Consider the following 19,951-nt stretch of genomic DNA (forward strand, 5'->3'; position numbering starts at 1 on the left):
AAAAGGGAAGAACCGGACGGTGAAGGGGGCAGCAGAGAACAATTCCAGCTGTTCCCGCTCACAGACAACTATTTTTTACTGGAAAGGAAGTGATCATGTTGTTTGTCGCTCTCTCAGCTGATGGCAGGACGGTTTCGCTTGCCGGGGCGGAAAGATGGGAACGAGAGGGGCTGATGCGCCTGAAACGACAGGAACCGTTTTTTTGTCCCGCGTGCCGTCAAGAAGTGGTGCTCCGGTCGGGCCGCTACCGTTTGCCGCATTTCGCCCATCGAAAAGGGGCGGCCTGCCCGGTTGAGCACGAACCGGAGTCGGAGCGTCACTTAACCGGGAAGCGAGACTTATTCGCATGGCTCATTCGTCAAGGCATGGAGGCGAAGCTCGAGCCGTATTTGCCCGCCATCAAGCAGCGTCCTGACGTATTGTTCCGCCATGGCCCACACCTTTATGCCCTCGAATACCAATGTTCCACGATCGATGAATCGCTGTTTCGCGAACGCAATGACGGCTACCGTCGCCTCGGCATCCGCCCGTTGTGGGTGTTAGGAGCCCATCATTTGCGGCGTTCGCCAAAATATTCGGGGGAAGTGCAGCTCTCCCGGTTTCAATGGTTGTTTGCCCATCGCGCTCCACATTCAGTCGTTCCACATATATGGTACTACAGCCCAGAAACGAAACGCTTCATCCGCCTTTTTCGCCCGTTGCCGCTATCGGTGCAGCGAACATTCGCTGCGGTCGATTCGATTCCGCTTTCGTCGTTTTCGTTCCCCGATTGGATGGCCCCCTGCCCGCTGCCGCTTTCACCCACGTTTTGGGAACGATGGCTCGAACGAAAAAAACAATGGCGGCGGACGTTTCCGCTTTATCCGAACCAAACCGTGCGCCGCATTTGTGCTGATTTTTACCAGGCGGGCATCGTTCCGTCACTGTTTCCGACCGAAGCAGGCTGGCCGGTGCCGCGCGGGTATTTATGGGAGACGGCGCCGTTCATTTGGCAAACGTATGTCCTTTTGTTTCTTCTTGGAAAGACCGGACGGCCGGCAACGGCAGTATCTTTATTTCAGTGGCTCGACGACAAAATCCGCACCGGCCGCCTCGCCCCGCGCCGGCTGCCGCTTGTCGGCCGGGATACGTATCGTGAGGCCGTCGGCGAGTATTTGCATTGGTTGAGCCTGCTCGGCTATCTCCGCCGCGAAGAGGGCGACCAGCTTCATTTGGTGAAGCCGCTGTCGTTTCCGTCGACCGTCGATCAGATGATTCATCAAGATGCTGCGCTTCTTGAGCAAATTCATCAAACGCCAGCGCTTAGCCGCTATTGGGAGGCGCTTGAATTTCAAAACACGGAGAAAATGAGCAGAAAACAGGAAAAGATGAACAGAATGGTGAATAATAATTCGTGTATCGATTCATTTAGATAAGGAGGAATGATGACGGTGGAGGAGAAGAAAGCGAAAAAATCGCTGCCGCTGCGAAGCGAGATTCCGGTGGGAGAAACGTGGCGGCTTGAGGACATTTTTCCCACCGATGACGCCTGGGAAGAAGAGTTCAAACAAGTGAAGGCGATGATTCCAAAGCTTGGCGAATACAAAGGGCGGCTTGGCGAATCGCCGGAAGTGTTGTATGAAGCGCTGAAATGCCAAGATGACGTATCGATGCGCCTCGGCAAGCTGTATACATACGCCCATATGCGCTATGATCAAGATACGACCAATTCGTTTTACCAAGGGCTCGACGCCCGGGCGAAAAGCTTGTACAGCGAAGCATCGAGCGCGATGGCGTTTATCGTGCCGGAAATTTTGGCGATCGATGAAGCGGTGCTGCGCTCGTTTTTGGAACAATACGAGCCGCTTCGCTTGTATGCGCACGCGTTAGACGAGATTACGCGCCAGCGCCCGCATGTGCTGTCGGCGGAAGAGGAGGCGATCTTGGCGCAGGCTGCCGAGGTGATGCAGGCGACATCCAATACGTTCAGCGCGCTGAACAATGCTGATTTAACGTTTCCGACGATCATCGATGAAAATGGCGAGGAAGTCGAAGTCACGCACGGCCGGTTCATCCGTTTTTTAGAAAGCACGGACCGCCGCGTCCGCCGCGATGCGTTTTACGCCGTATACCATACGTATGAGAAGTTTCAAAATACGTTCGCCAATACGCTTGCCGGCACGGTGAAAAAAGACAACTTTTTCGCCCGCATCCGCCGCTACCGTTCGGCGCGGGAAGCGGCGTTGGATGCCAACAACATTCCGGAGAGCGTCTATGACAACCTAATTGCTACGATTCATGAACATTTGCCATTGCTGCACCGGTATGTGCGGCTGCGCAAACGAGTGCTTGGGCTTGATGAGCTGCATATGTACGACTTGTACACGCCGCTTGTCCAAGATGTGAAAATGGAAGTGACGTACGAGGAAGCGAAGCAATATATGCTTGAAGGGCTCGCGCCGCTTGGCGAGGAATATGTGGCGATCGTGAAAGAAGGTCTTGACAACCGTTGGGTCGATGTGCGCGAAAACAAAGGAAAGCGAAGCGGCGCCTATTCGTCGGGAGCGTACGGCACCCATCCGTACATTTTGCTCAACTGGCAGGACAATGTGAACAATTTGTTTACACTTGTGCATGAGTTTGGCCATTCGGTGCACAGCTACTATACGCGCAAAACGCAGCCGTATCCGTATGCGCATTATTCAATTTTCGTCGCCGAAGTGGCGTCAACATGCAATGAGGCGCTGTTGAACGACTATTTGCTGAGAACGATCGATGATGAGAAAAAGCGGCTCTATTTGCTCAACCATTATCTTGAGGGGTTCCGCGGCACGGTTTTTCGCCAGACGATGTTCGCGGAGTTTGAGCATTTGATCCATTTGAAGGCGCAACAAGGCGAGGCATTGACGGCCGAGACGTTGACGTCCCTTTATTACGACTTAAATAAAACGTATTTTGGCGATGATATTGTCGTGGACAAAGAAATCGGCCTCGAGTGGGCGCGCATTCCGCATTTTTATTACAACTACTATGTGTACCAATACGCAACCGGCTTCAGCGCGGCGACTGCACTTAGCAAACAAATTTTGGAAGAAGGCGAACCGGCGGTGAGACGGTACATCGACTTTTTAAAAGCCGGCAGTTCTGATTACCCGATTGAAGTATTGAAAAAAGCCGGCGTCGACATGACGAGCGCCGAGCCGATCCGCCAAGCGTGCCAAGTGTTTGCGGAGAAGCTTGATGAGATGGAGCGGCTGCTTGAGAAATGAAACGAATGCGGCGCTACAGCCGCACTCGTTTGGACGGAAATCCACGAAACTGATGGCGGCGGTTCCATGTCGCCACCAACCCAAGCAAGGAGAGGAACAAAAGCGGCATGGTCGCCCAAAGCGGAAGGAGCTGCATAAGGCCCAACAAATTCAGAATAAAGGCGGCAGCGGATGCCGCCGCCCAAAAGGATAAGACGATGCGCTGCTTCATGGCGATGGCCACCTCTTCCCATTTGCTTTAGTTGATGGCTCTTCACCACAACATGTACTTGACAAGCAATACGGTTTCCTGCACAAAGATGTGCAAAAATCACTGATTTGTTGATTTTCCTTCACAAGCGTAAATAGGGTATGTTCAGAAAAAATCAAGTACAACTTTTGGTGAAGAGCCTAGTTGATTATATGCTGTTTGTCTGCCTGATCATGACGCAGGGCGAATTATGACAATAATGTGAACAAACGAGCAAACGGGTTGCCAATTTGGTTGGACGTTTGGTAAGATAAAGACGTGAACGGAAGACAAAACCTGATACCCCTTTGTTTGACCGTGAACAATTTCTCCCATCCCCTTTGTTGTCTTGGCAACAAGAAAAAGCCCGGCGTCAGCCGGGCTTTTTCTTGCGCCCATCCCTGCTTTTAGGGACGGGAATCATCGATATAGCGCCAAAATGTTCCGTGTTTGACGGGCACCCGCTCCACTTTTTGCTTTAGCTGCAGCTTTTTCATTTCCGTTTCCGCTTCTTGGATCGTCCAGTTGTACACAACGGCAACTTCCTTTGTGGCGACGAATTTAAAATGGCTTAAAAATGATTCCAGCGGAGGAGGAGAGGACGGTTCAGGATGGAAGCCGAGCATTTCAGCGATCAATTCGACGTAGATGTCGTACGGATAGCATCCGGAAATTTTAATGCCTTCGTCTTCAATGTTTTCATTAAACAACACAAGCGTCGGAATTTCGTCAACGTCCATTTCCGAGGTGATTTTTAAATCGCATTGGAACGCTTTCGCCGCTCCCGGCGAGTGCATGTCGCGCAAAAATTCATCGACATCCAAGCCCGCTTTGACGGCGCATTCGGCGAGCACAGACAAATCGGCGACATTTTGTTTTTCGAGAAAGAGCTGTTCTTGCAGCTTGCGCAAAAAGCGAAGGCCAGCCCGCTTTCCTTGCATTTCCGCCGCTTTAATGGCGAGCGATGGGGCGAACGGGCTCGAAATCGGGTTTTCGAGCCAAACGCTGCCGTCGCATGACATGCCGGTGCGGTTCGCCGCCCACTCCCACGCTTTCGCCATTGCCTCCGGCTTTGTTCCTTTGCGCGCGCTCCATGTCGCCCATGTTCCGCTCAATATGTGCCTTAAGGTAAAAAAACGGCCGTATTCGATCGTCAGTTTTTTGATGACTGGTTCAAGCCCCCAGCATTCCGGGCATAAAGGATCGATAAACAAATACAGCTCGAGCGGTTTGTTCGTGTTGCCTAGCGGCTGGGAAGGGTAGCAAGTTGATGTCGTCTTCCCAGCAAACTTCTCACTCAAGGGTATGCTCCTTTCTGTCCAGATGATCTGGGGTATTGACCATATGATGGGCGGTGAGTACGAGCCGGTGATAAAACTGTTCGCGCGCCGGCCCGGACAAGCCGATTTCGTCCATGGCTGCCCGCATGCAGGCAAGCCACGCTTCCGCCCGCTTCGGCGTGATTTCAAAGCGGAGATGGCGCGCCCTCAGCATGGGGTGTCCATGCTCTGCCGTGTAAAGAGGGGGCCGCCTAAATATTGTGTTAAAAACTGTTTTTGCTTGCGGGCGGTTTCCGTCAAATCGTCAGGGAAAATGGGCCGCAAGTCCGGATGCGCGGCCACGCGACGGTAAAATGCTTCGACAAGTTTCGCAACCGTCTCCTCTCCGCCGATCGCCTCATAAAGAGTTTGCCATTGTTCACCCATCGCGGATGCTCCTTTTGTTTGAAAATCATTCGTTGTCGTTTGATTGCTATTTTATCAACAGCACGCATGGATCTCAAACAAAGTGACTCGAGCACCGCTCGTTTATGTGCGGTAGCTTTTCAACACGCGTTCGACATACGCCCGCGTTTCGGCAAATGGGGGCACGCCCCCATAGCGGTCGACGTGCCCAGGCCCGGCGTTGTAGGCGGCTAAGGCGAGAGTGATATTGCCGCTGTACCGGTCAAGGAGCTGGCGCAAATATTTTACGCCGCCGTCGATGTTTTGCGCCGGATCAAGCGGGTTGTGGACGCCGAGCATTTTTGCCGTGCTTGGCATGAGCTGCATGAGTCCAAGCGCTCCAGCCGGGCTTTTCGCATCGGGACGGAAATTTGACTCATGGCGAATGACGGCGCGGATGAGCTGCGGGTCAACATCGTATTTTTCCGCTGCCGCCGCGATGAAAGCATCGATGGAAGAAGATGAGTTGGTTGCAGCACCCGCTTCATGTTCGAGCGGGGCGCTGCGATGGCCGGCGGGCGCCGGGGGCTGACCGCTTAGGGCAGCTTGAGGCGCCTCGGCAGAGGATTCCTCCACGCGGCTGAGAGATTCGGCAAGCAAGCTTGAAAACAAGGATGGCACCGGCGATGGCAACAGGCTGGAGCGTCCGGGTGAGAACGCATTGAGCGCCTGCCATTCGATGAGCAGCTTTAATGGCGAAACGGTCATCGTCTTTCCTCCATTTCTTTCATGCGGGCGTAAAAGCGGGCGATTTTGTTTGGCGCCGGGCGGCGCGGGATGCCGAGCGCCTCAAGCAGGCGCAAAAACCGCTTTTCACCCGCTTCCACGTGATCCACTTCATATTCAAGTTCGTAATCTTCGCTTTGCAAGTAACAGTTATGGTCAAGGCATAGCGTGCCGCCTTCATACGGCCATTCGGCTCGGTCGGTGACAAGGGAGCCAAAGCAGCGCACCTCGTGTGGGTTGATGCCCAGTTCTGCAAGCAAATCGGCGATCGCCCCGCGCGGCGCCGCTATACCAGCAAGCAACGCTTCTGCTTCAGACAGCGAAAGCGGCTCATGGATTTCCAAAATGGTCCCGTCCGCCCGCGTTTGTTTCAGCGTCAAGGTCAGGCGTCCCTCTTTCGCTCGGATGCGCAGCGCTGCCGCTCGTTCTTTCAGGGCGAATGACGGGGTGTCAAAGTAATGGTTTTCCTGGCGGAAGAAAGCGCCATCATCAAGGCGAAAGGCGGCGCGGACGGCAGCAAACTCCGCTGCTGTTAACAAGTTTTTTAATTCGATTTCGATTTCTTGATGCATCGTGAATCCCCTTCAGACAGGATAGTCGTCTCCCTCTATTATCAGCTGTTTTCCGGCGAATATCAATTATTTCGCCTGTATAGGGTGAATATGGTAAAATAAAGGGCGGATGGTTGATGCGGAAGGAGAGAAAACATGAACGAAAAATGGATCGTCGAGCGGGCGGAGCGGGAAGGCGGCCGGCTTTGGCTGTATGTCAATGATGCTCCGGTTCCGCTTGCCCGCGTAACGCCGAAACGCCATATGCTTGTCGACTCGGATGCGTTGGCGTTTGCGTACATTTTGGAAACCGATAACCGCTTTCTATATGTCATGATTCCGAAGCCGTGGTGGCCTGAGCTAAAGGCGGCGCTTGACGCCAAGGAGCCGGTCTGGCTTCGATGTGGAGAGAGGACGCTTGAGCTTGAACAGTTTCGCGATGAACTGTCTTATTTGCTTGAAAATATTCGCGGCAACGCCAACTATGGCGAGGCGCTTGAACAGGCGGTGCAAGACGTGTTTTTTGAGCCATAAGCCGGGGGTTCCCTTTCCGGCGCGTTAGGATCGGGAGCGGCCCGGTGAATTCGACAGATGAGCGGTTCCATCGAGCAGCAAGAGACGTAAGCCGCGGGAGATCGAAAACATGTAGGCAGGTGGTACGATGGTCAACCATTGGGATTTGTTTTTAGCCCCGTATAAGCAGGCGGTTGAGGAGCTGAAAGTGAAGCTAAGGGGCATTCGCGCCCAATTCGAGATGATTGAAGCGCACTCGCCGATTGAGTTTGTCACCGGACGGGTGAAGCCAGTTGCCAGCATTTTGGATAAGGCGCAAAAGAAAAACATCCCGCTCGACCGTCTCGAGGAAGAGATGCAAGATATTGCGGGGCTGCGCATCATGTGCCAGTTTGTCGATGACATTAAGACCGTCGTCGAGCTATTGCGCCAGCGCAACGATTTTACGATTGTCGAAGAACGCGATTACATCACGCAAAAAAAAGAGAGCGGCTACCGCTCGTACCATGTCGTCATCCGCTATCCAGTGCAGACGATCCGCGGTGAAAAAAACATCTTGGCGGAGATTCAAATTCGAACGTTGGCGATGAACTTTTGGGCGACGATTGAGCATTCGTTGAACTATAAGTACAGCGGGCGTTTCCCCGAAGATATCAAAGTTCGGCTGCAGCGCGCCGCGGAGGCGGCCTATCGCCTCGATGAGGAGATGTCGAAAATTCGCTTTGAAATTCAAGAAGCGCAGGCTGCTTTTTCTCGAAAACAAGAAGCAAAAGGAGAAGGGCAATGAAACGGACGGACGCGCCGCTCGTGTTCGCCATCACGTCCAAAGGCGACGACATATCAAACGCTCTGGCGCAAAAAATGAAAACGTATTTGCTTGACTTTGACTTGCGTTACGATGAAGAGGAACCTGATCTCGTCATTTCGGTTGGCGGTGATGGAACCCTGTTGTATGCGTTCCATCGCTATTGCCATCGGTTGGACAAGACGGCGTTTGTCGGAGTCCATACTGGCCATCTCGGCTTTTACGCAGACTGGGTGCCGGAGGAACTCGAAAAGCTCGTCATCGCCATCGCCAAGACGCCGTACCAAGTGGTCGAATACCCGCTCCTTGAGGTGACGATCCGCTATCTCAACGGCGGAAGCGAGGCAAAGTATTTAGCGCTCAATGAATGCACAGTCAAGTGCGTCAGCGGGACGCTCGTGATGGATGTCGAGATTCGCGGCGACTTGTTTGAGCGGTTCCGCGGCGACGGGTTGTGCATTTCGACGCCGACCGGCAGCACGGCTTACAATAAAGCGCTCGGTGGCGCGATTTTGCATCCTTCGCTTGAGGCGATTCAAGTGACCGAGATGGCGTCGATCAACAACCGCGTGTTTCGGACAATCGGTTCGCCGCTCGTGCTGCCGGCGCACCATACGTGTTTACTCAAGCCGGTCAACCACGTCGATTTTCAAATTACGATCGACCATTTGTCACTGTTGCATAAAGAAGTGAAGTCGATTCAATGCCGGGTGGCCGATGAAAAGGTGCGTTTCGCCCGCTTTCGGCCGTTTCCGTTTTGGCGGCGGGTGCGCGACTCGTTTATCGCCGACTGAGGGAAAGCACGCCTCCTTGGTTAGGCAACGCTTCCTGTTTGCGGCGAGGTGATGGTCTTTTGGCGCGGATGCCGATTCCGTTTTCGCGGCGCCAAAGAAAAGTGGATGGAACACGATGAGCAAGACGGAGATTTTTGATCAGAAAGGTGACGAACATTGCCGCCGTTTACCATGACCTTTTCCATCGATGAACAGCACGACGGAAAGCTGCTGCGCCAGTTTTTGCAAGAGAACGGCATTTCGCGGACGGCGCTTACCGATATTAAATTCCATGGCGGGGCGCTGTTGGTTGACGGTCGGCCCGTCACCGTCCGCCATGTGCTGCGCGCCGGCGAGACGCTGTCGGTTGTCTTTCCGCCGGAGCGGACAAGCGATTGGATGGACGCAGAAGCGATGCCGCTTGACATTCTGTATGAAGACGATTACGTCCTTGTTGTCAACAAACCAGCGGGATTGGCGACGATTCCGTCGCGCCACCATCCGGGCGGGACGCTCGCCAATGGCTTGCTTCACCATTATCGAAAGCAGCAGCTCGACTCGACCGTCCATATCGTCACCCGGCTTGACCGCGACACGTCCGGGCTCGTGCTCGTCGCCAAGCACCGCCACGTTCATCATTTGTTGTCGGCATTGCAGCAAAAAGGGCACGTTGTGCGCACGTATGAGGCCATTTGCCATGGCGTCATCGTCGAGGATGAAGGGACGATTGACGCCCCCATCGGCCGCCAAAGCGACAGCATCATTGCCCGCGAAGTGCGGGAAGACGGGAAGCCGGCTGTCACTCATTTTCGTGTACTTGAGCGGCTTTATGGCTATACATACGTTTCGCTCCGGCTGGAGACGGGGCGCACGCACCAAATCCGCGTCCATTTGGCTTATCTCGGCCACCCGCTCGCCGGCGATGAACTGTACGGCGGGAGCCGGGAGATGATCGGCCGCCAGGCGCTTCATAGCCGGCAGCTGTCGTTTTTTCACCCGTTTGCCGGGCGCTGGTATACATGTTCCGCCCCGCTTCCTGACGATATGGAACTCCTCCTCGAGGCAACGCGCAGACGGTGCGCTGATTAGGAGAACGTGCGGAATTTTTCCGGGACGAACGGCATCGAGGAAGGAACGGATACCGTTTCCATTTCCGGATAGCGCAAGGCGGTCAGCGCACCGCCGAATACGCAGCCGGTGTCGATGTTGACCGTCCGCCCGACAAACCGCGGTTTTTCGACCGGCGTGTGGCCGTATACAACCCATGCGCTGCCGTGATACCGTTTCGCCCAGTCGCGGCGCACCGGCGTCCCGTCCGGGTTCGTTTCGCCGGTGATGTCCCCATACAGGACGAACGTCTTGACTTTTTTGTCCGTCCGCCCGATATAGTCGTGACGGATGCCGGCGTGGGCGATGACAAGGCGCCCCTCATCGAGCACCGCATACAGCGGAGCCTGTTCATACAGGCGGATGAACTTGCGGCGGATCATCTCTTGTTCGCTTGGAGGCAAGGCGCGATATTCCGCGACCGTCGTCTCAAGCCCGTGGGCGATTTGCACGTTTCGTCCTAAAAAAAAGCGGTACAGCTTATTGCAATGGTTGCCTGGCACGTAGTAAGCCAAATTTCGCTCAACAAGGGCGCAGACGATCTCGATCATGTTCAGCGATTCAGGACCGCGGTCGGTCAAATCGCCGACGAAGCCGAGCTTTCGTCCGTCGGGATGAATTGGCACCCCTTCGTCCCAATGGTAGCCGAGTGTTTCTGTCAATGCGGCGAATTCGCGGAAGCAGCCATGAATGTCGCCGATGATGTCCACCTGCATAGGATGAGCTCCTTTCTAGCCCGAATCGTTATACTACCAGTATGTCCGTTCGACAGGGAAAAGAAAAGATGAGGCAGCCTTGCCCTACCCATCGAAGGCGCTGTTCAAAAAGCAGTGGCCGCGGCGGAGAGCGGAACAAAGAAGGGGCCTTGGGCCGGGATGAAGGCCAAAAGAAAGCCGCCTGCGGACGCAGCAAGCGGCTTTATTCATCGCTCGAGAACATAAACTTCCGCGTTCGCGAATGAACGTTTAAGACGAGGCCGATCGCCAGCATATAAGTCGCCAGCGAGCTTCCTCCATAGCTGATGAACGGAAGCGGCAACCCCGTGATCGGCAAAAGTCCAATCGTCATGCCAATGTTTTGGAACACTTGGAACGTAATCATGCCCGCGACGCCGGCGCATAAATAGCTGCCGTATAAATCGTTGCTCTCCAAGGCAATATGGATCATGCGATAAATGAGCAGGAAAAAGAGAGACACGACGATGCTTGAGCCGACAAATCCGAACTGTTCGGAGATGACGCCAAACACAAAGTCTGTGTGCGCCTCTGGCAAATAGACTTGTAAGTTGCCCAATCCTTTCCCATACAGTTCCCCTGACCCAATGGCCATGAGCGAACGGATGAGCTGGAAGCCTTGTTCGTTGGAATATTCATATGGAGCCAGCCAGCCATAAAACCGGTTCAACTGATAATCTTCTTTAATAATGTATTTATGGAAGAAATCAGGAAAATAAAAGAAAATGAACACAACGACTGCCACCATTGTTACACCGGAAAAGACAATGCCGAAAATGATGCGCCAGCGGATGCCGGAAACGAGCACCAAGGTGGCGGTGATGGCCATAAACACCATCGACATGCCCATGTCTGGCTGTTTGGCGAGCAAAATGAGCGGCGGCAAGACGGTCAAAGCGATTTTGCCAAGCAATTTAAAATCATCGCTGATCGTCGGTTCGGGATATTTTTCCCGATGGTTGACGATGATGCGACTTAGGACGATGATCATAAAAATTTTCATCAGCTCGGATGGCTGAAAGTTGCCTCCAGGTAGATGATACCAGCTCGTCGCCCCCTTAATGGTTACGGATCCTGGGACGTTCAATTCCAGCCCAAGCAACAGCAACATCCCGAATCCATACAAATACCAAGCGATTTGAAACAGCCGATCATAGTCAATGATCATCGTCAAGGCGATCACGACAGCGCCGATGGCGTACCATTGCAGCTGTTTCGAAGCGAAGTTGACGTTTTGCAGTTTCTCCGGCAGCATCGGTTCTGCGCTATGGATGGCGATGGCGCTGACGACCGCCATCAAGAATAAAAGGAACAGCATATGGTAATCAAGCTTCGATTTGGAAAAACGATCATGATCCATGGAACGATCCTCTCCATTCAAATGTGCCATATACCATATTAGCGAATCGCGCCGGTTTTGCAAAGTGGGAAAAACCGCCGCCAGCATGAAGGAATCGGAAGGCAAAAGGGAAGCGTGCATTTACATCGACTGCCGCATCGCCTATAATAGAATTAACACCTGGTGCTAAGAATAAATGATAATTGGGAGGATGAACGAATGGTCTTATCGTTGGAAGGACGTACATATGTCGTGATGGGGTGGCGAACAAACGAAGCATCGCCTGGGGCATTGCTCGTTCGCTTCACGCTGCCGGCGCTCGGTTGGTGTTTACGTATGCCGGAGAGCGGTTTGAAAAAGAGGTGCGGGCGCTTGTGGATACGCTTGGGGACGAACGTTCGCTTCTGCTGCCATGCGATGTGGCAAAAGACGAAGACATCGTTCAATGTTTCGCGCAAATCAAAGAACAAGTCGGCGTCATCCATGGCGTCGCTCATTGCATCGCCTATGCCAATAAAGAAGACTTGAGCGGTGAGTATATGAACGTAAGCCGCGAAGGCTTTTTGCTCGCCCACAACATCAGCGCCTACTCGCTCACCGCGGTTGCGCGCGAGGCGAAAGAGCTGATGACGGAAGGGGCAGCATCGTCACCCTCACGTACTTAGGCGGCGAGCGCGTCGTGCAAAACTACAACATTATGGGTGTGGCGAAAGCGTCGCTTGATGCGAGCGTGAAATATTTGGCGAACGATTTAGGCAAATACGGCATCCGCGTCAATGCCATTTCCGCTGGACCGATTCGCACGTTGTCGGCCAAAGGGGTGAGCGATTTCAACTCGATTTTAAAGCAAATCGAAGAACGCGCTCCGCTCCGCCGGACGACGACCCAAGAAGAAGTCGGCGATGCGGCGCTGTTTTTGTTCAGCGACTTGTCGCGCGGCATCACCGGGGAAATTATTCACGTCGACTCGGGATACCACATTTTAGGATATTAAAAACGTGCGAGCAGCCGTTCCTGTTGATGGAGCGGCTGTTTTTTGCTTGACTTGGGCAATTATTGAGATCACGGGCATACATATATAAGGTAAGGCAAGCATGGAAAGGGGGATCGACGTGCGGAAACAAAACGTTGTGGAGACGGAGCCGTTGCTTTACATTGTGCAGCCAAAAGCGATGCGGGCGGCGGCGCATATGCAAGAAACGTTTATGTGGACTAGCCGAATGCAACAGGAAGAGGAAGGGAGTTCCAGCGATGAACGAGGCGGCGAGGAGGAACCGACTGAATTTTTTGCCAAAAAAGAATTCCAAGCGATGGCGCTCGACGAGCGGCTGGCCTTTTTGGCGGAGCTGCCCGGCCATTTGCCGCCGCTGAAATGCCAATTTGTCATGAAGGATAAGAGCTATGAAGGCATATTAAAGAAGTGCACGGCGACCGAGTTGACGATCGCCGATGAACAGGGAAACGAAACGGTCATCGGGCGCGCGCAGCTTCTCGCGGTGACGATGATCGGGTTTGTGCAGTAACGCATTTCCTTGCGTTGAAACGCATCTTTGCCTGAATGCGTTGCGGCGCCAGGAAAGGATGATGAGGGTTTGTTTCCCTCATTTGCTGTGGGAGTGTATTCTCATTTTTATTTTGGATGTCTGTCACTTTCTTCGTTGGCGATTTTCGATTCGTGTTAGTGTGAGCTTGCAATCGTAAAATGTTTGGTGTCATGTTTCGCTTGAGCCAATTTGCGGTTCAAATGCGTTTTAGGCGACGCGTCCAGCGTTTGTTGGTTGCCGCTTGCAATGGTAAAAGGTTTTATGTGGCGGCCGGTTTGGGGATGTTTAGGAGCTGGGGCGCTTTTCGCGAGTTCAGTTCGCTCTGCCGCAGCTTCTTTTTGTTTGGCTGTTTGTTGATGGTCTTCCATTGATATGGCACGCTCTTTTTTGGCTTTTCCCTTTTTCGTTTTGTCGGATGACGCTGCCGCTTTCTTTTTCGAGTGGACTTTTTCTTTTGCATCCGCTTTAGGGGTTGGCCGGTTCAGTTGTTCTGTTGCCTCTTCTTTCAGCGGTTCTATTGTCATGCCGGCTGCTTGTTCTTCACTCACTACAGCTTGTTCTGTTTTCTCCGCCTGCTCCCAAACTTCCAATAACTCGGAAGCGACTCGCTCCCAATGATAGATCGAAATCGCAAGCTGCCGGCCTTTTTCTCCCATTCTTCTCATCAATGATTGATCCGATAATATTTGGGCAATCTTGTTGGCAAAATCACTCGGGTCCTCCGGATTTTCTACGATCAGGCCGTTTTCATTGGCGAAAATGACTTCCGGATTGCCGCCTCTCGCGGTCGTTACGATCGGAAGGCCTGCTGCCATGGCCTCGTAGTGGACGCGCGCCAACGGTTCCTGCCATTGCGAGGTGCATACAAACAAATCAGCCGCCGCAAACCAATTTTGGATTTCATTCGGTGGGACAAAGCCTGTCGTGACAACGGGGACAGGCATTCGTTTCGCCAGTGCTCTTACATATGCGACATAATCAGTAATGTCATTTTCGCTAAACCAGTTGCTCCCGACAATCACCAGGGCTAAGTTTTTAAATTTTTTTGCCAGCTCCGGCAATGCTAGAATGAGTTTATCGACCCCTTTATTGCGCGACAGCCTTCCGGCGAACAACATGACCGTTTTGTTTTCCAACCCATGCGCCCGCCGAATGTCGTTGCGTATTTTCTGCATTTTTGGATGATTTCCCGGCAAAAATCGTTCGCTGTCTACTCCAGAATAAATCGTGCGCAATTTTGGCGATGCCTGCGGATATAGACTGCGGATGACATTGCCAATATAATCGCTCACTGTTACGATGTAGGCCACTTCTGCGATGGCCGCCGTTGCTTCTTCTGGATCGATTTTTTCCGGTTGAAACATATCATTGTGCATACTTAACGTCATTTTGGCGTCGGGCGCTGCCTGCCGGATGGGCAGAACAAGGCGGGGGCGGTTAAAGATATGGATGAGATCGAACTTGTTCGCTTCCACATAACGAACAACGTTTTCCCGGTATATTTCAAATATTTTTCCCGGTACGCGCATGTAGTGAACGCCTTGGATCGTTTCTTGCTCGGGAAGCGACGAATCGCTGATGCCTAAAACGGTAATATCATGGAATTGGCTTACATGTGGAAGAATGCCGGAAATATACGTTTGAATGGCTCCGCCGAGTACAGGGGAATGGGGAGTTTTTCTGTACAAACCATCAAAATCCTCATATTTATTCCACTCCTTTCCAGTCATTTTCGATTTCTGCCAATACAGGCCACTTTGACTGGTCAGTTTCGACAATCGTTTGAATGAGCTGTGCGGTTTGTTCATTGAGAAAGATTTCCGGTTCATAGACGACTTCTTTCATATTTTTATAAAATTCGTTTGGCATGGCCAAGTCAATCATCAAAAGCTCGTATAATTCAGGTGTGATTGGATTTGCTTCATGGTACGCTAGAATCATTTCCCGCACCCATGTTGCATCCCATTTGTATAAATCCGCCATTGTGCCGCTAATGAGTTTTCGTAAATCACGAATCGGAAGGTCAAAGGCAACTCCGTCGAGATCAATAATCCACATTCCGTCCGCGCCCATTTGGCCGTTGGACCAACCGTAGTCTTGGTGAACCAACCCCCAATGAGCCGTTCCTTGCTTGACGAATTCAACATAGCTGGATTGCAGGAATCGTTCCATGCCTTTTCGCGCCTGTTCTTCAAATCGGTCAACTACCTCTAATAACGGTGGGCTTGCCGGCATTTCAGGGTAGTATTTGGCAATGTTCCGAAACCAGCTCATTTTCGTAATCATTTTTTCATAGTTTTTTGGCCATTTGGTTAGCCGCGAAGCCATTTCCGCCTGTTTTGGGGGACATACCCTTTGCTTAGCCGATGGAATTCACCAAGGGCATAACAAAGCTTTCTTGCTCCTTCCAAATCCTTTGCAACTGGCGTCAACGGTTCAATCCATTCCGCCACAAACCATAGTTTTCCTCCTGCCTCGACATAACGTTTTCCATCCTTTGTTTTTACAATTGGCGGCACTCTTGCCTTGCGCACTTCCACTAAATATTCTTGTGCTCCTAGGCTGAATAGGCTCCTTGTCGGCCTCCGGTGCAGCAGCTTCAAACTTTTCGGGCCTGATTTCGTTTCGAGCTTCCAAATCGCTCCTCCCTTGTCCGGTTTTGTCGTAACGATTTGCATATTTTGAACGGATAAATCGTAGTTTTTCAGCACTTCCTCTGCCAGCTGGATGATATACTCAGGGACAAAAAACTCATGAGTCGTTTCATCGACGAGCCATGGTTCAATCACGATGTCTTTCATGCTATCCCTCCTGTCAGGTATTTGGGAATGGACGAAGCGAAATATGTGTGATTGCTACTAGGATATGTATGGAGAACGAAATGGGACTGGGTAAGCTCATTAAATAGAGGATATTTCCCAAAGCCTCTGCAGTTTGACGAACTGGGGGCGGCGAAAGTGTGACGAGTGGGGATCGATGCACAAGGAGCGGCATGGTTGATTTCATCGGAGAAAGAGAAAAAGGCTGTCCCGAAACCATTTCTCTTAGACAGCCCTTATTGGTTTGGGGAAAGGGAGGAACATGCTTCCATATAAACCGTTTCAAACCGCTTGGCCACATGGTGGAATTGAAATTGCTGTTCAACGAGCGTTCTTGCCTTTTTCGCCATGGTTTCCGCTTCATGTTTGTTCACAAGCATGTAATCAATCGCTTCAAAAAAAGCGTGCGGGTTTTGGTAGTCATCGATGACAAAGCCGGTTTCGCCGTGGCGGACGATTTCGGCATTGCCGCCGCGGTTGGTTGTCACGACCGGAATGCCGGCGGCCATCGCTTCGTAATGAACGCGGGCGAGCGGCTCGTGCCATTGCGAGCTGCATACAAACACATCGGCCATTAAGAGCAGTTTGGGGATATGACTGTGCGGAACGTAATTCGTAAACAGAACGCGATCGGCCATCGGCACCGCGAGTTCATGAAGCCAGTCGATGTATTCGCTTCGTCCGGTGTCGCCGAACCATTTTCCGCCGACGATGACAAGCGCTGCCTCAGGATGGTGGACCAAAAGGGATGGCAAGCATTGAATCAGCAAATGCGGTCCTTTTGTTTTGCTGAGTCGGCCGAGAAAGAGAACGACTTTTTTATCAGTGAGTCCGTATGCTTCGCGTTCTGCCTGGCGTATGCGCTTGCCCTCTTCTGTCCAGACGGGGATGTACTGGGCAAGGTCGACTCCGGAATAAATGACTTTGATTTTTTGCGGGTTCACCAAGTACCGTTCAGTCACCGTCCGTTTGATGTATTCACTGACGGCGGTCAGCAAGGTGCAGGCGTCTAGCGCCCGCTTCACCTGCTTGGCTGTCATTTTCAGCGGGGAAAACATGTCGTTATGCAGGCTTAGCACAAAGGCGCTTTGCGGAGCCGCCGCTTGGTAATCGATGAGCGGAACAGGACGATTGAAGACGTGAACGACATCAAAGTTGTATGCGGCCAGCGCACGTGCCACATCCGTTTCATACGTGGCTTTTGGAAAACGGATGTAGTGGATGTCTCCGTCTGTCTCTTCAGGCGGCAACAGCGGGTCAGTGATCGAAAAAATGGTCAGTTCGTGGCGGCGGGCGATCAATGGAGCAATCCCATCGATCATCATTTGAATGGCCCCGCCCCGCACTGCTGGGGCGGGCAGCTTTTCGGTGCAGACATAGGCGATTTTCATAAATGCTCACCCTCATACAGCGAACGGATGTATTCAATCTCTTTTTGCAGGCCGTCCTCAAGCGTTACAACCGGTTTGTACCCAAGCAGCCGCTCCGCTTTTGTCAAGTCGGCCCATGTTTGTTTCGGCTCTCCGCGGGCGGCGGGGTATACTGAATGATCGCTTGTTTTCCCGTCAGCGTTTCCAGCAGCCGGATCACCTCATTGACCGATGTTCGTTCTTTTCCGCCGATATTGATCGTTTCTCCAATGACGCCATCCCGCTCGATTGCGGCGATCGTTCCATCAACGCAGTCAGAAATATAGGTGAAATCGCGCGATTGTGTTCCGTCGCCGAACACAATGAGCGGTTGTCCAGCGAGCAGCTGGCGGATGAAGCGGTGAAACGACATGTCCAGGCGCTGGCGCGGGCCGTAGACGGTGAAATAGCGCAAAATGACGATCGGTACGGCGAACTCACGAAAATAGACGCGGCATAAATGTTCGCCGGTGAGCTTCGTAATGCCATATGGGGAGAGCGGGGCCGGTTCAAGCGTTTCCGACAACGGGCCGCTCCGCTCGCCGTAGACGGATGAGGTCGAAGCGTAGATGAACCGTTTGAGCGGCCGGTCTTTGCATGCCTCAAGCAACCGCTGGGTAGCGGAAATGTTGTGTGCAGCATAGGCGGCAAACTCCGTCCCCCAGCTCGTTCGCACGCCGGGCATGCCGGCTAAGTGGTAGACCGCTTCGACGTTTTGCAGCAAGGACGGCAAATCGGCTGTCAACAAATCCAGCTCAAGAAAGGTAAACCGTGGATGAGACTGCAAATGGGCAATGTTCTTCGCTTTTAGCGGCGCCGGCGTCGGTCCGAGAAAGCCGTCGACGCCAATCACATGATGCTCGTCGTTTTCGAGCAGTTTTTCGCATAAATGGGAGCCGATAAATCCGGCCGCCCCGGTGACGAGAATGTTCACGGGCGCCCCACCCCCATGTAGCGCAAACCGCTTTGTTCGACTGCATGGCGATCCAAACAGTTTCGACCGTCAAACACGAGCGTCCCATTCATCGCCGCTTTCACTTGCCCCCAGTCAAGCGTGCGGAATTCGTCCCAATCGGTGGCGATGACCAAGCCATCCGCCCCTTGGATCGCTTCGTGCACCGACTGGACTTGTGTGACGCGGGCGAGCGGCTCCGAGAGCGTTGCCTTCGGGTCGTAGGCGGCAACCGTACAGCCGTTTTCACTCAATCGGCGGATGAGCGCTTCAGCGGGGGAAAAACGCGTATCGTCTGTATTCGGCTTGAAGGAGATGCCAAGCACGGCGATCTTTTTGTCCGTCAATGGGGCAAGTTGCTCATTGAGTTTTTGGAAGCAAACGTCAAGCTGGGTGGCGTTGATGGTCTGCACTGCCTTCAGCAAATGCGGCTCCACTTGGCGCGAGCGCGCCGCATGTTCGAGCGCTTTGATATCTTTTGGAAAGCAAGATCCTCCATAGCCGAGGCCGGCCCGCAAAAAATGCGGGCCGATGCGCGGGTCGAGGCCGATCCCGCGGGCGATGTCATTGACATCGACGGCAAACGCGTCACAGATGCGCGCCATTTCGTTAATAAAGGAAATTTTGGTCGCCAAAAACGCGTTGGCGGCGTATTTGATCAGTTCCGCGCCGGTCAGGCTTGTTGTGAGGTAAGGGGCATTGATGCCGGCATACACCGCCTGCATGACGGCAAGCGATTGGTCATCATCCGGTTCGAGTCCGACGACGATTTTGTCTGGGTGAAACATATCGTAGACAGCCGACCCTTCCCGCAAAAACTCTGGGTTGGATACGATGCGGAACAACTGCGGTTTCACTCCTTTGCGGATGAGCTCGGCACGCATCCATTCATTCGTCCCCGGAGGGACGGTGCTTTTCGTGACGATCGTTTTGTACGATTTGATCGTTGTTGCCAAGCGGTCGAGCACCGCTTCAATATAGCGCAAGTCGGTGCCGCCGTCGGGCCGCGGCGGGGTGCCGACACAAATGACAACGACGGCCGCCCGTTTGATATCATCCCAGCGGCCGCTGAACGTCAGATCATTATAGTTTTTGACAATCAATTCTTCGAGCCCTGGCTCATAAAACGGAACTTCCCCGTTATTGAGCAGGCGGATTTTCCGTTCATCATGATCGATGCAATGCACTTCATGCCCAAGTTCAGCAAGGACGGCAGCGGTGGTTAGTCCGACGTAGCCAGCGCCAATGATACAAATGTTCATCCTAATAGGCCTCCTTCGTGAAATCTCCGGCTTTTATAGCGTATTAACAGACAAGCGTGGTTTGCTACATGGCAAGCGCCTAAAACGCTGGAAATGGTGCGGTCTATTTTCGGCGGACAACCTTTCTGCTGTTTGGAAAGGAAAGGGGAAGAATGAAGCAACAAAGGGGTGTCCCAAAAGGATCGGGACACCCTCTTTCGTCTCTATATATACGTA

At 52.8% G+C, this 19,951-nt stretch carries 15 protein-coding genes and 5 pseudogenes; 8 read left to right on the forward strand and 12 right to left on the reverse strand.

Annotated elements, in window-relative coordinates:
* The first annotated feature begins 95 nt into the window (after positions 1 to 95).
* Both A0V43_RS01525 and pepF read left to right on the forward strand, forming a co-directional pair.
* The gene (locus A0V43_RS01525; protein ID WP_063192216.1) at positions 96 to 1,415 is read left to right on the forward strand and encodes a competence protein CoiA; all 1,320 of its coding nucleotides are present in this window, start codon (positions 96 to 98) and stop codon (positions 1,413 to 1,415) included.
* A gap of 9 nt (positions 1,416 to 1,424) precedes the next feature.
* On the forward strand, positions 1,425 to 3,248 hold the full coding sequence (gene pepF / locus A0V43_RS01530) for an oligoendopeptidase F (RefSeq protein WP_063192217.1): 1,824 nt from the start codon (positions 1,425 to 1,427) through the stop codon (positions 3,246 to 3,248).
* A 13-nt stretch (positions 3,249 to 3,261) separates the two neighbouring features.
* Here pepF and A0V43_RS01535 read toward each other — a convergent pair whose 3' ends face one another.
* The 5 genes and pseudogenes from A0V43_RS01535 to A0V43_RS01555 all read right to left on the reverse strand — a co-directional run bounded on the left by A0V43_RS01535 (position 3,262) and on the right by A0V43_RS01555 (position 6,499).
* Positions 3,262 to 3,459 carry a hypothetical protein gene (locus A0V43_RS01535; protein ID WP_063192218.1) on the reverse strand — a complete coding sequence of 66 codons (198 nt, stop codon included), beginning with the start codon at positions 3,457 to 3,459 and terminating at the stop codon, positions 3,262 to 3,264.
* 425 nt (positions 3,460 to 3,884) lie between these two features.
* Positions 3,885 to 4,778, reverse strand: a complete 894-nt coding sequence (spxH, locus tag A0V43_RS01540; protein WP_011230325.1) for a ClpXP adapter protein SpxH — start codon at positions 4,776 to 4,778, stop codon at positions 3,885 to 3,887.
* Positions 4,771 to 5,183, reverse strand: a pseudogene (locus A0V43_RS01545) (globin domain-containing protein). The gene spxH and the pseudogene A0V43_RS01545 overlap by 8 nt, the downstream one beginning before the upstream one ends.
* 102 nt (positions 5,184 to 5,285) lie before the next feature.
* The gene (locus A0V43_RS01550) at positions 5,286 to 5,909 is read right to left on the reverse strand and encodes a lytic transglycosylase domain-containing protein (RefSeq protein ID WP_063192219.1); all 624 of its coding nucleotides are present in this window, start codon (positions 5,907 to 5,909) and stop codon (positions 5,286 to 5,288) included.
* A complete protein-coding gene (locus A0V43_RS01555) occupies positions 5,906 to 6,499 on the reverse strand; it encodes a CYTH domain-containing protein (RefSeq protein ID WP_063192220.1) in 594 nt (197 codons plus the stop codon). The genes A0V43_RS01550 and A0V43_RS01555 overlap by 4 nt, the downstream gene beginning before the upstream one ends.
* Before the next feature lie 135 nt (positions 6,500 to 6,634).
* Here A0V43_RS01555 and A0V43_RS01560 point away from each other — a divergent pair, with 135 nt between their 5' ends.
* From A0V43_RS01560 to A0V43_RS01575, 4 genes are all read left to right on the forward strand, one after another.
* Positions 6,635 to 7,012 carry a UPF0738 family protein gene (locus A0V43_RS01560; RefSeq protein WP_015374165.1) on the forward strand — a complete coding sequence of 126 codons (378 nt, stop codon included), beginning with the start codon at positions 6,635 to 6,637 and terminating at the stop codon, positions 7,010 to 7,012.
* Between the two features lie 127 nt (positions 7,013 to 7,139).
* Entirely contained in the window at positions 7,140 to 7,778 is a 639-nt protein-coding gene (locus A0V43_RS01565; RefSeq protein ID WP_011230330.1) for a GTP diphosphokinase, read from the forward strand.
* Complete coding sequence (locus A0V43_RS01570; protein ID WP_011230331.1) at positions 7,775 to 8,590, forward strand: NAD kinase; 816 nt, start codon at positions 7,775 to 7,777, stop codon at positions 8,588 to 8,590. Before A0V43_RS01565 ends, A0V43_RS01570 begins: the two co-directional genes overlap by 4 nt.
* Before the next feature lie 156 nt (positions 8,591 to 8,746).
* Positions 8,747 to 9,658: an RluA family pseudouridine synthase gene (locus tag A0V43_RS01575; RefSeq protein WP_063192221.1), complete on the forward strand. Its 912-nt coding sequence runs from the start codon at positions 8,747 to 8,749 to the stop codon at positions 9,656 to 9,658.
* On the opposite strand, the gene prpE is transcribed toward A0V43_RS01575, so the two are convergent.
* Together prpE and A0V43_RS01585 are read right to left on the reverse strand one after the other, a co-directional pair.
* The gene (prpE, locus tag A0V43_RS01580) at positions 9,655 to 10,392 is read right to left on the reverse strand and encodes a bis(5'-nucleosyl)-tetraphosphatase PrpE (protein WP_015374167.1); all 738 of its coding nucleotides are present in this window, start codon (positions 10,390 to 10,392) and stop codon (positions 9,655 to 9,657) included. The two genes, A0V43_RS01575 and prpE, sit on opposite strands and share 4 nt — an antisense overlap.
* A gap of 202 nt (positions 10,393 to 10,594) precedes the next feature.
* Positions 10,595 to 11,770, reverse strand: a complete 1,176-nt coding sequence (locus tag A0V43_RS01585) for an FtsW/RodA/SpoVE family cell cycle protein (protein ID WP_033004719.1) — start codon at positions 11,768 to 11,770, stop codon at positions 10,595 to 10,597.
* A 198-nt stretch (positions 11,771 to 11,968) separates the two neighbouring features.
* Between A0V43_RS01585 and fabI the strand changes: the two are divergent.
* Together fabI and A0V43_RS01595 are read left to right on the forward strand one after the other, a co-directional pair.
* Positions 11,969 to 12,743, forward strand: a pseudogene (fabI, locus tag A0V43_RS01590) (enoyl-ACP reductase FabI).
* Positions 12,744 to 12,861: 118 nt separating this feature from the next.
* Complete coding sequence (locus A0V43_RS01595) at positions 12,862 to 13,272, forward strand: CotO family spore coat protein (protein WP_063193775.1); 411 nt, start codon at positions 12,862 to 12,864, stop codon at positions 13,270 to 13,272.
* Positions 13,273 to 13,427: 155 nt separating this feature from the next.
* Here the strand turns inward: A0V43_RS01595 and A0V43_RS01600 are convergent.
* The 5 genes and pseudogenes from A0V43_RS01600 to A0V43_RS01620 all read right to left on the reverse strand — a co-directional run bounded on the left by A0V43_RS01600 (position 13,428) and on the right by A0V43_RS01620 (position 19,735).
* Positions 13,428 to 14,998 (reverse strand): annotated as a pseudogene (locus A0V43_RS01600) (glycosyltransferase family 4 protein).
* A 2-nt stretch (positions 14,999 to 15,000) separates the two neighbouring features.
* A pseudogene (locus A0V43_RS01605) lies at positions 15,001 to 16,094 on the reverse strand (CotS family spore coat protein).
* Positions 16,095 to 16,348: 254 nt separating this feature from the next.
* The gene (locus A0V43_RS01610) at positions 16,349 to 17,503 is read right to left on the reverse strand and encodes a glycosyltransferase family 4 protein (protein ID WP_063192222.1); all 1,155 of its coding nucleotides are present in this window, start codon (positions 17,501 to 17,503) and stop codon (positions 16,349 to 16,351) included.
* Positions 17,500 to 18,455, reverse strand: a pseudogene (locus tag A0V43_RS01615) (NAD-dependent epimerase/dehydratase family protein). The gene A0V43_RS01610 and the pseudogene A0V43_RS01615 overlap by 4 nt, the downstream one beginning before the upstream one ends.
* Positions 18,452 to 19,735, reverse strand: a complete 1,284-nt coding sequence (locus tag A0V43_RS01620; RefSeq protein WP_015374173.1) for a UDP-glucose dehydrogenase family protein — start codon at positions 19,733 to 19,735, stop codon at positions 18,452 to 18,454. The pseudogene A0V43_RS01615 and the gene A0V43_RS01620 overlap by 4 nt, the downstream one beginning before the upstream one ends.
* Positions 19,736 to 19,951 lie beyond the last annotated feature (216 nt).

The organism is Geobacillus sp. JS12, from assembly GCF_001592395.1.
Classification (GTDB): domain Bacteria; phylum Bacillota; class Bacilli; order Bacillales; family Anoxybacillaceae; genus Geobacillus; species Geobacillus zalihae.

Coding starts and splice junctions, on each gene's coding strand:
- A0V43_RS01525 (WP_063192216.1), top strand. CDS start 96: ATGTTGTTTGTCGCTCTCTCAGCTGATGGCAGGACGGTTTCGCTTGCC.
- pepF (WP_063192217.1), top strand. CDS start 1,425: ATGACGGTGGAGGAGAAGAAAGCGAAAAAATCGCTGCCGCTGCGAAGC.
- A0V43_RS01535 (WP_063192218.1), bottom strand. CDS start 3,459: ATGAAGCAGCGCATCGTCTTATCCTTTTGGGCGGCGGCATCCGCTGCC.
- A0V43_RS01550 (WP_063192219.1), bottom strand. CDS start 5,909: ATGACCGTTTCGCCATTAAAGCTGCTCATCGAATGGCAGGCGCTCAAT.
- A0V43_RS01555 (WP_063192220.1), bottom strand. CDS start 6,499: ATGCATCAAGAAATCGAAATCGAATTAAAAAACTTGTTAACAGCAGCG.
- A0V43_RS01560 (WP_015374165.1), top strand. CDS start 6,635: ATGAACGAAAAATGGATCGTCGAGCGGGCGGAGCGGGAAGGCGGCCGG.
- A0V43_RS01565 (WP_011230330.1), top strand. CDS start 7,140: ATGGTCAACCATTGGGATTTGTTTTTAGCCCCGTATAAGCAGGCGGTT.
- A0V43_RS01570 (WP_011230331.1), top strand. CDS start 7,775: ATGAAACGGACGGACGCGCCGCTCGTGTTCGCCATCACGTCCAAAGGC.
- prpE (WP_015374167.1), bottom strand. CDS start 10,392: ATGCAGGTGGACATCATCGGCGACATTCATGGCTGCTTCCGCGAATTC.
- A0V43_RS01585 (WP_033004719.1), bottom strand. CDS start 11,770: ATGGATCATGATCGTTTTTCCAAATCGAAGCTTGATTACCATATGCTG.
- A0V43_RS01610 (WP_063192222.1), bottom strand. CDS start 17,503: ATGAAAATCGCCTATGTCTGCACCGAAAAGCTGCCCGCCCCAGCAGTG.
- A0V43_RS01620 (WP_015374173.1), bottom strand. CDS start 19,735: ATGAACATTTGTATCATTGGCGCTGGCTACGTCGGACTAACCACCGCT.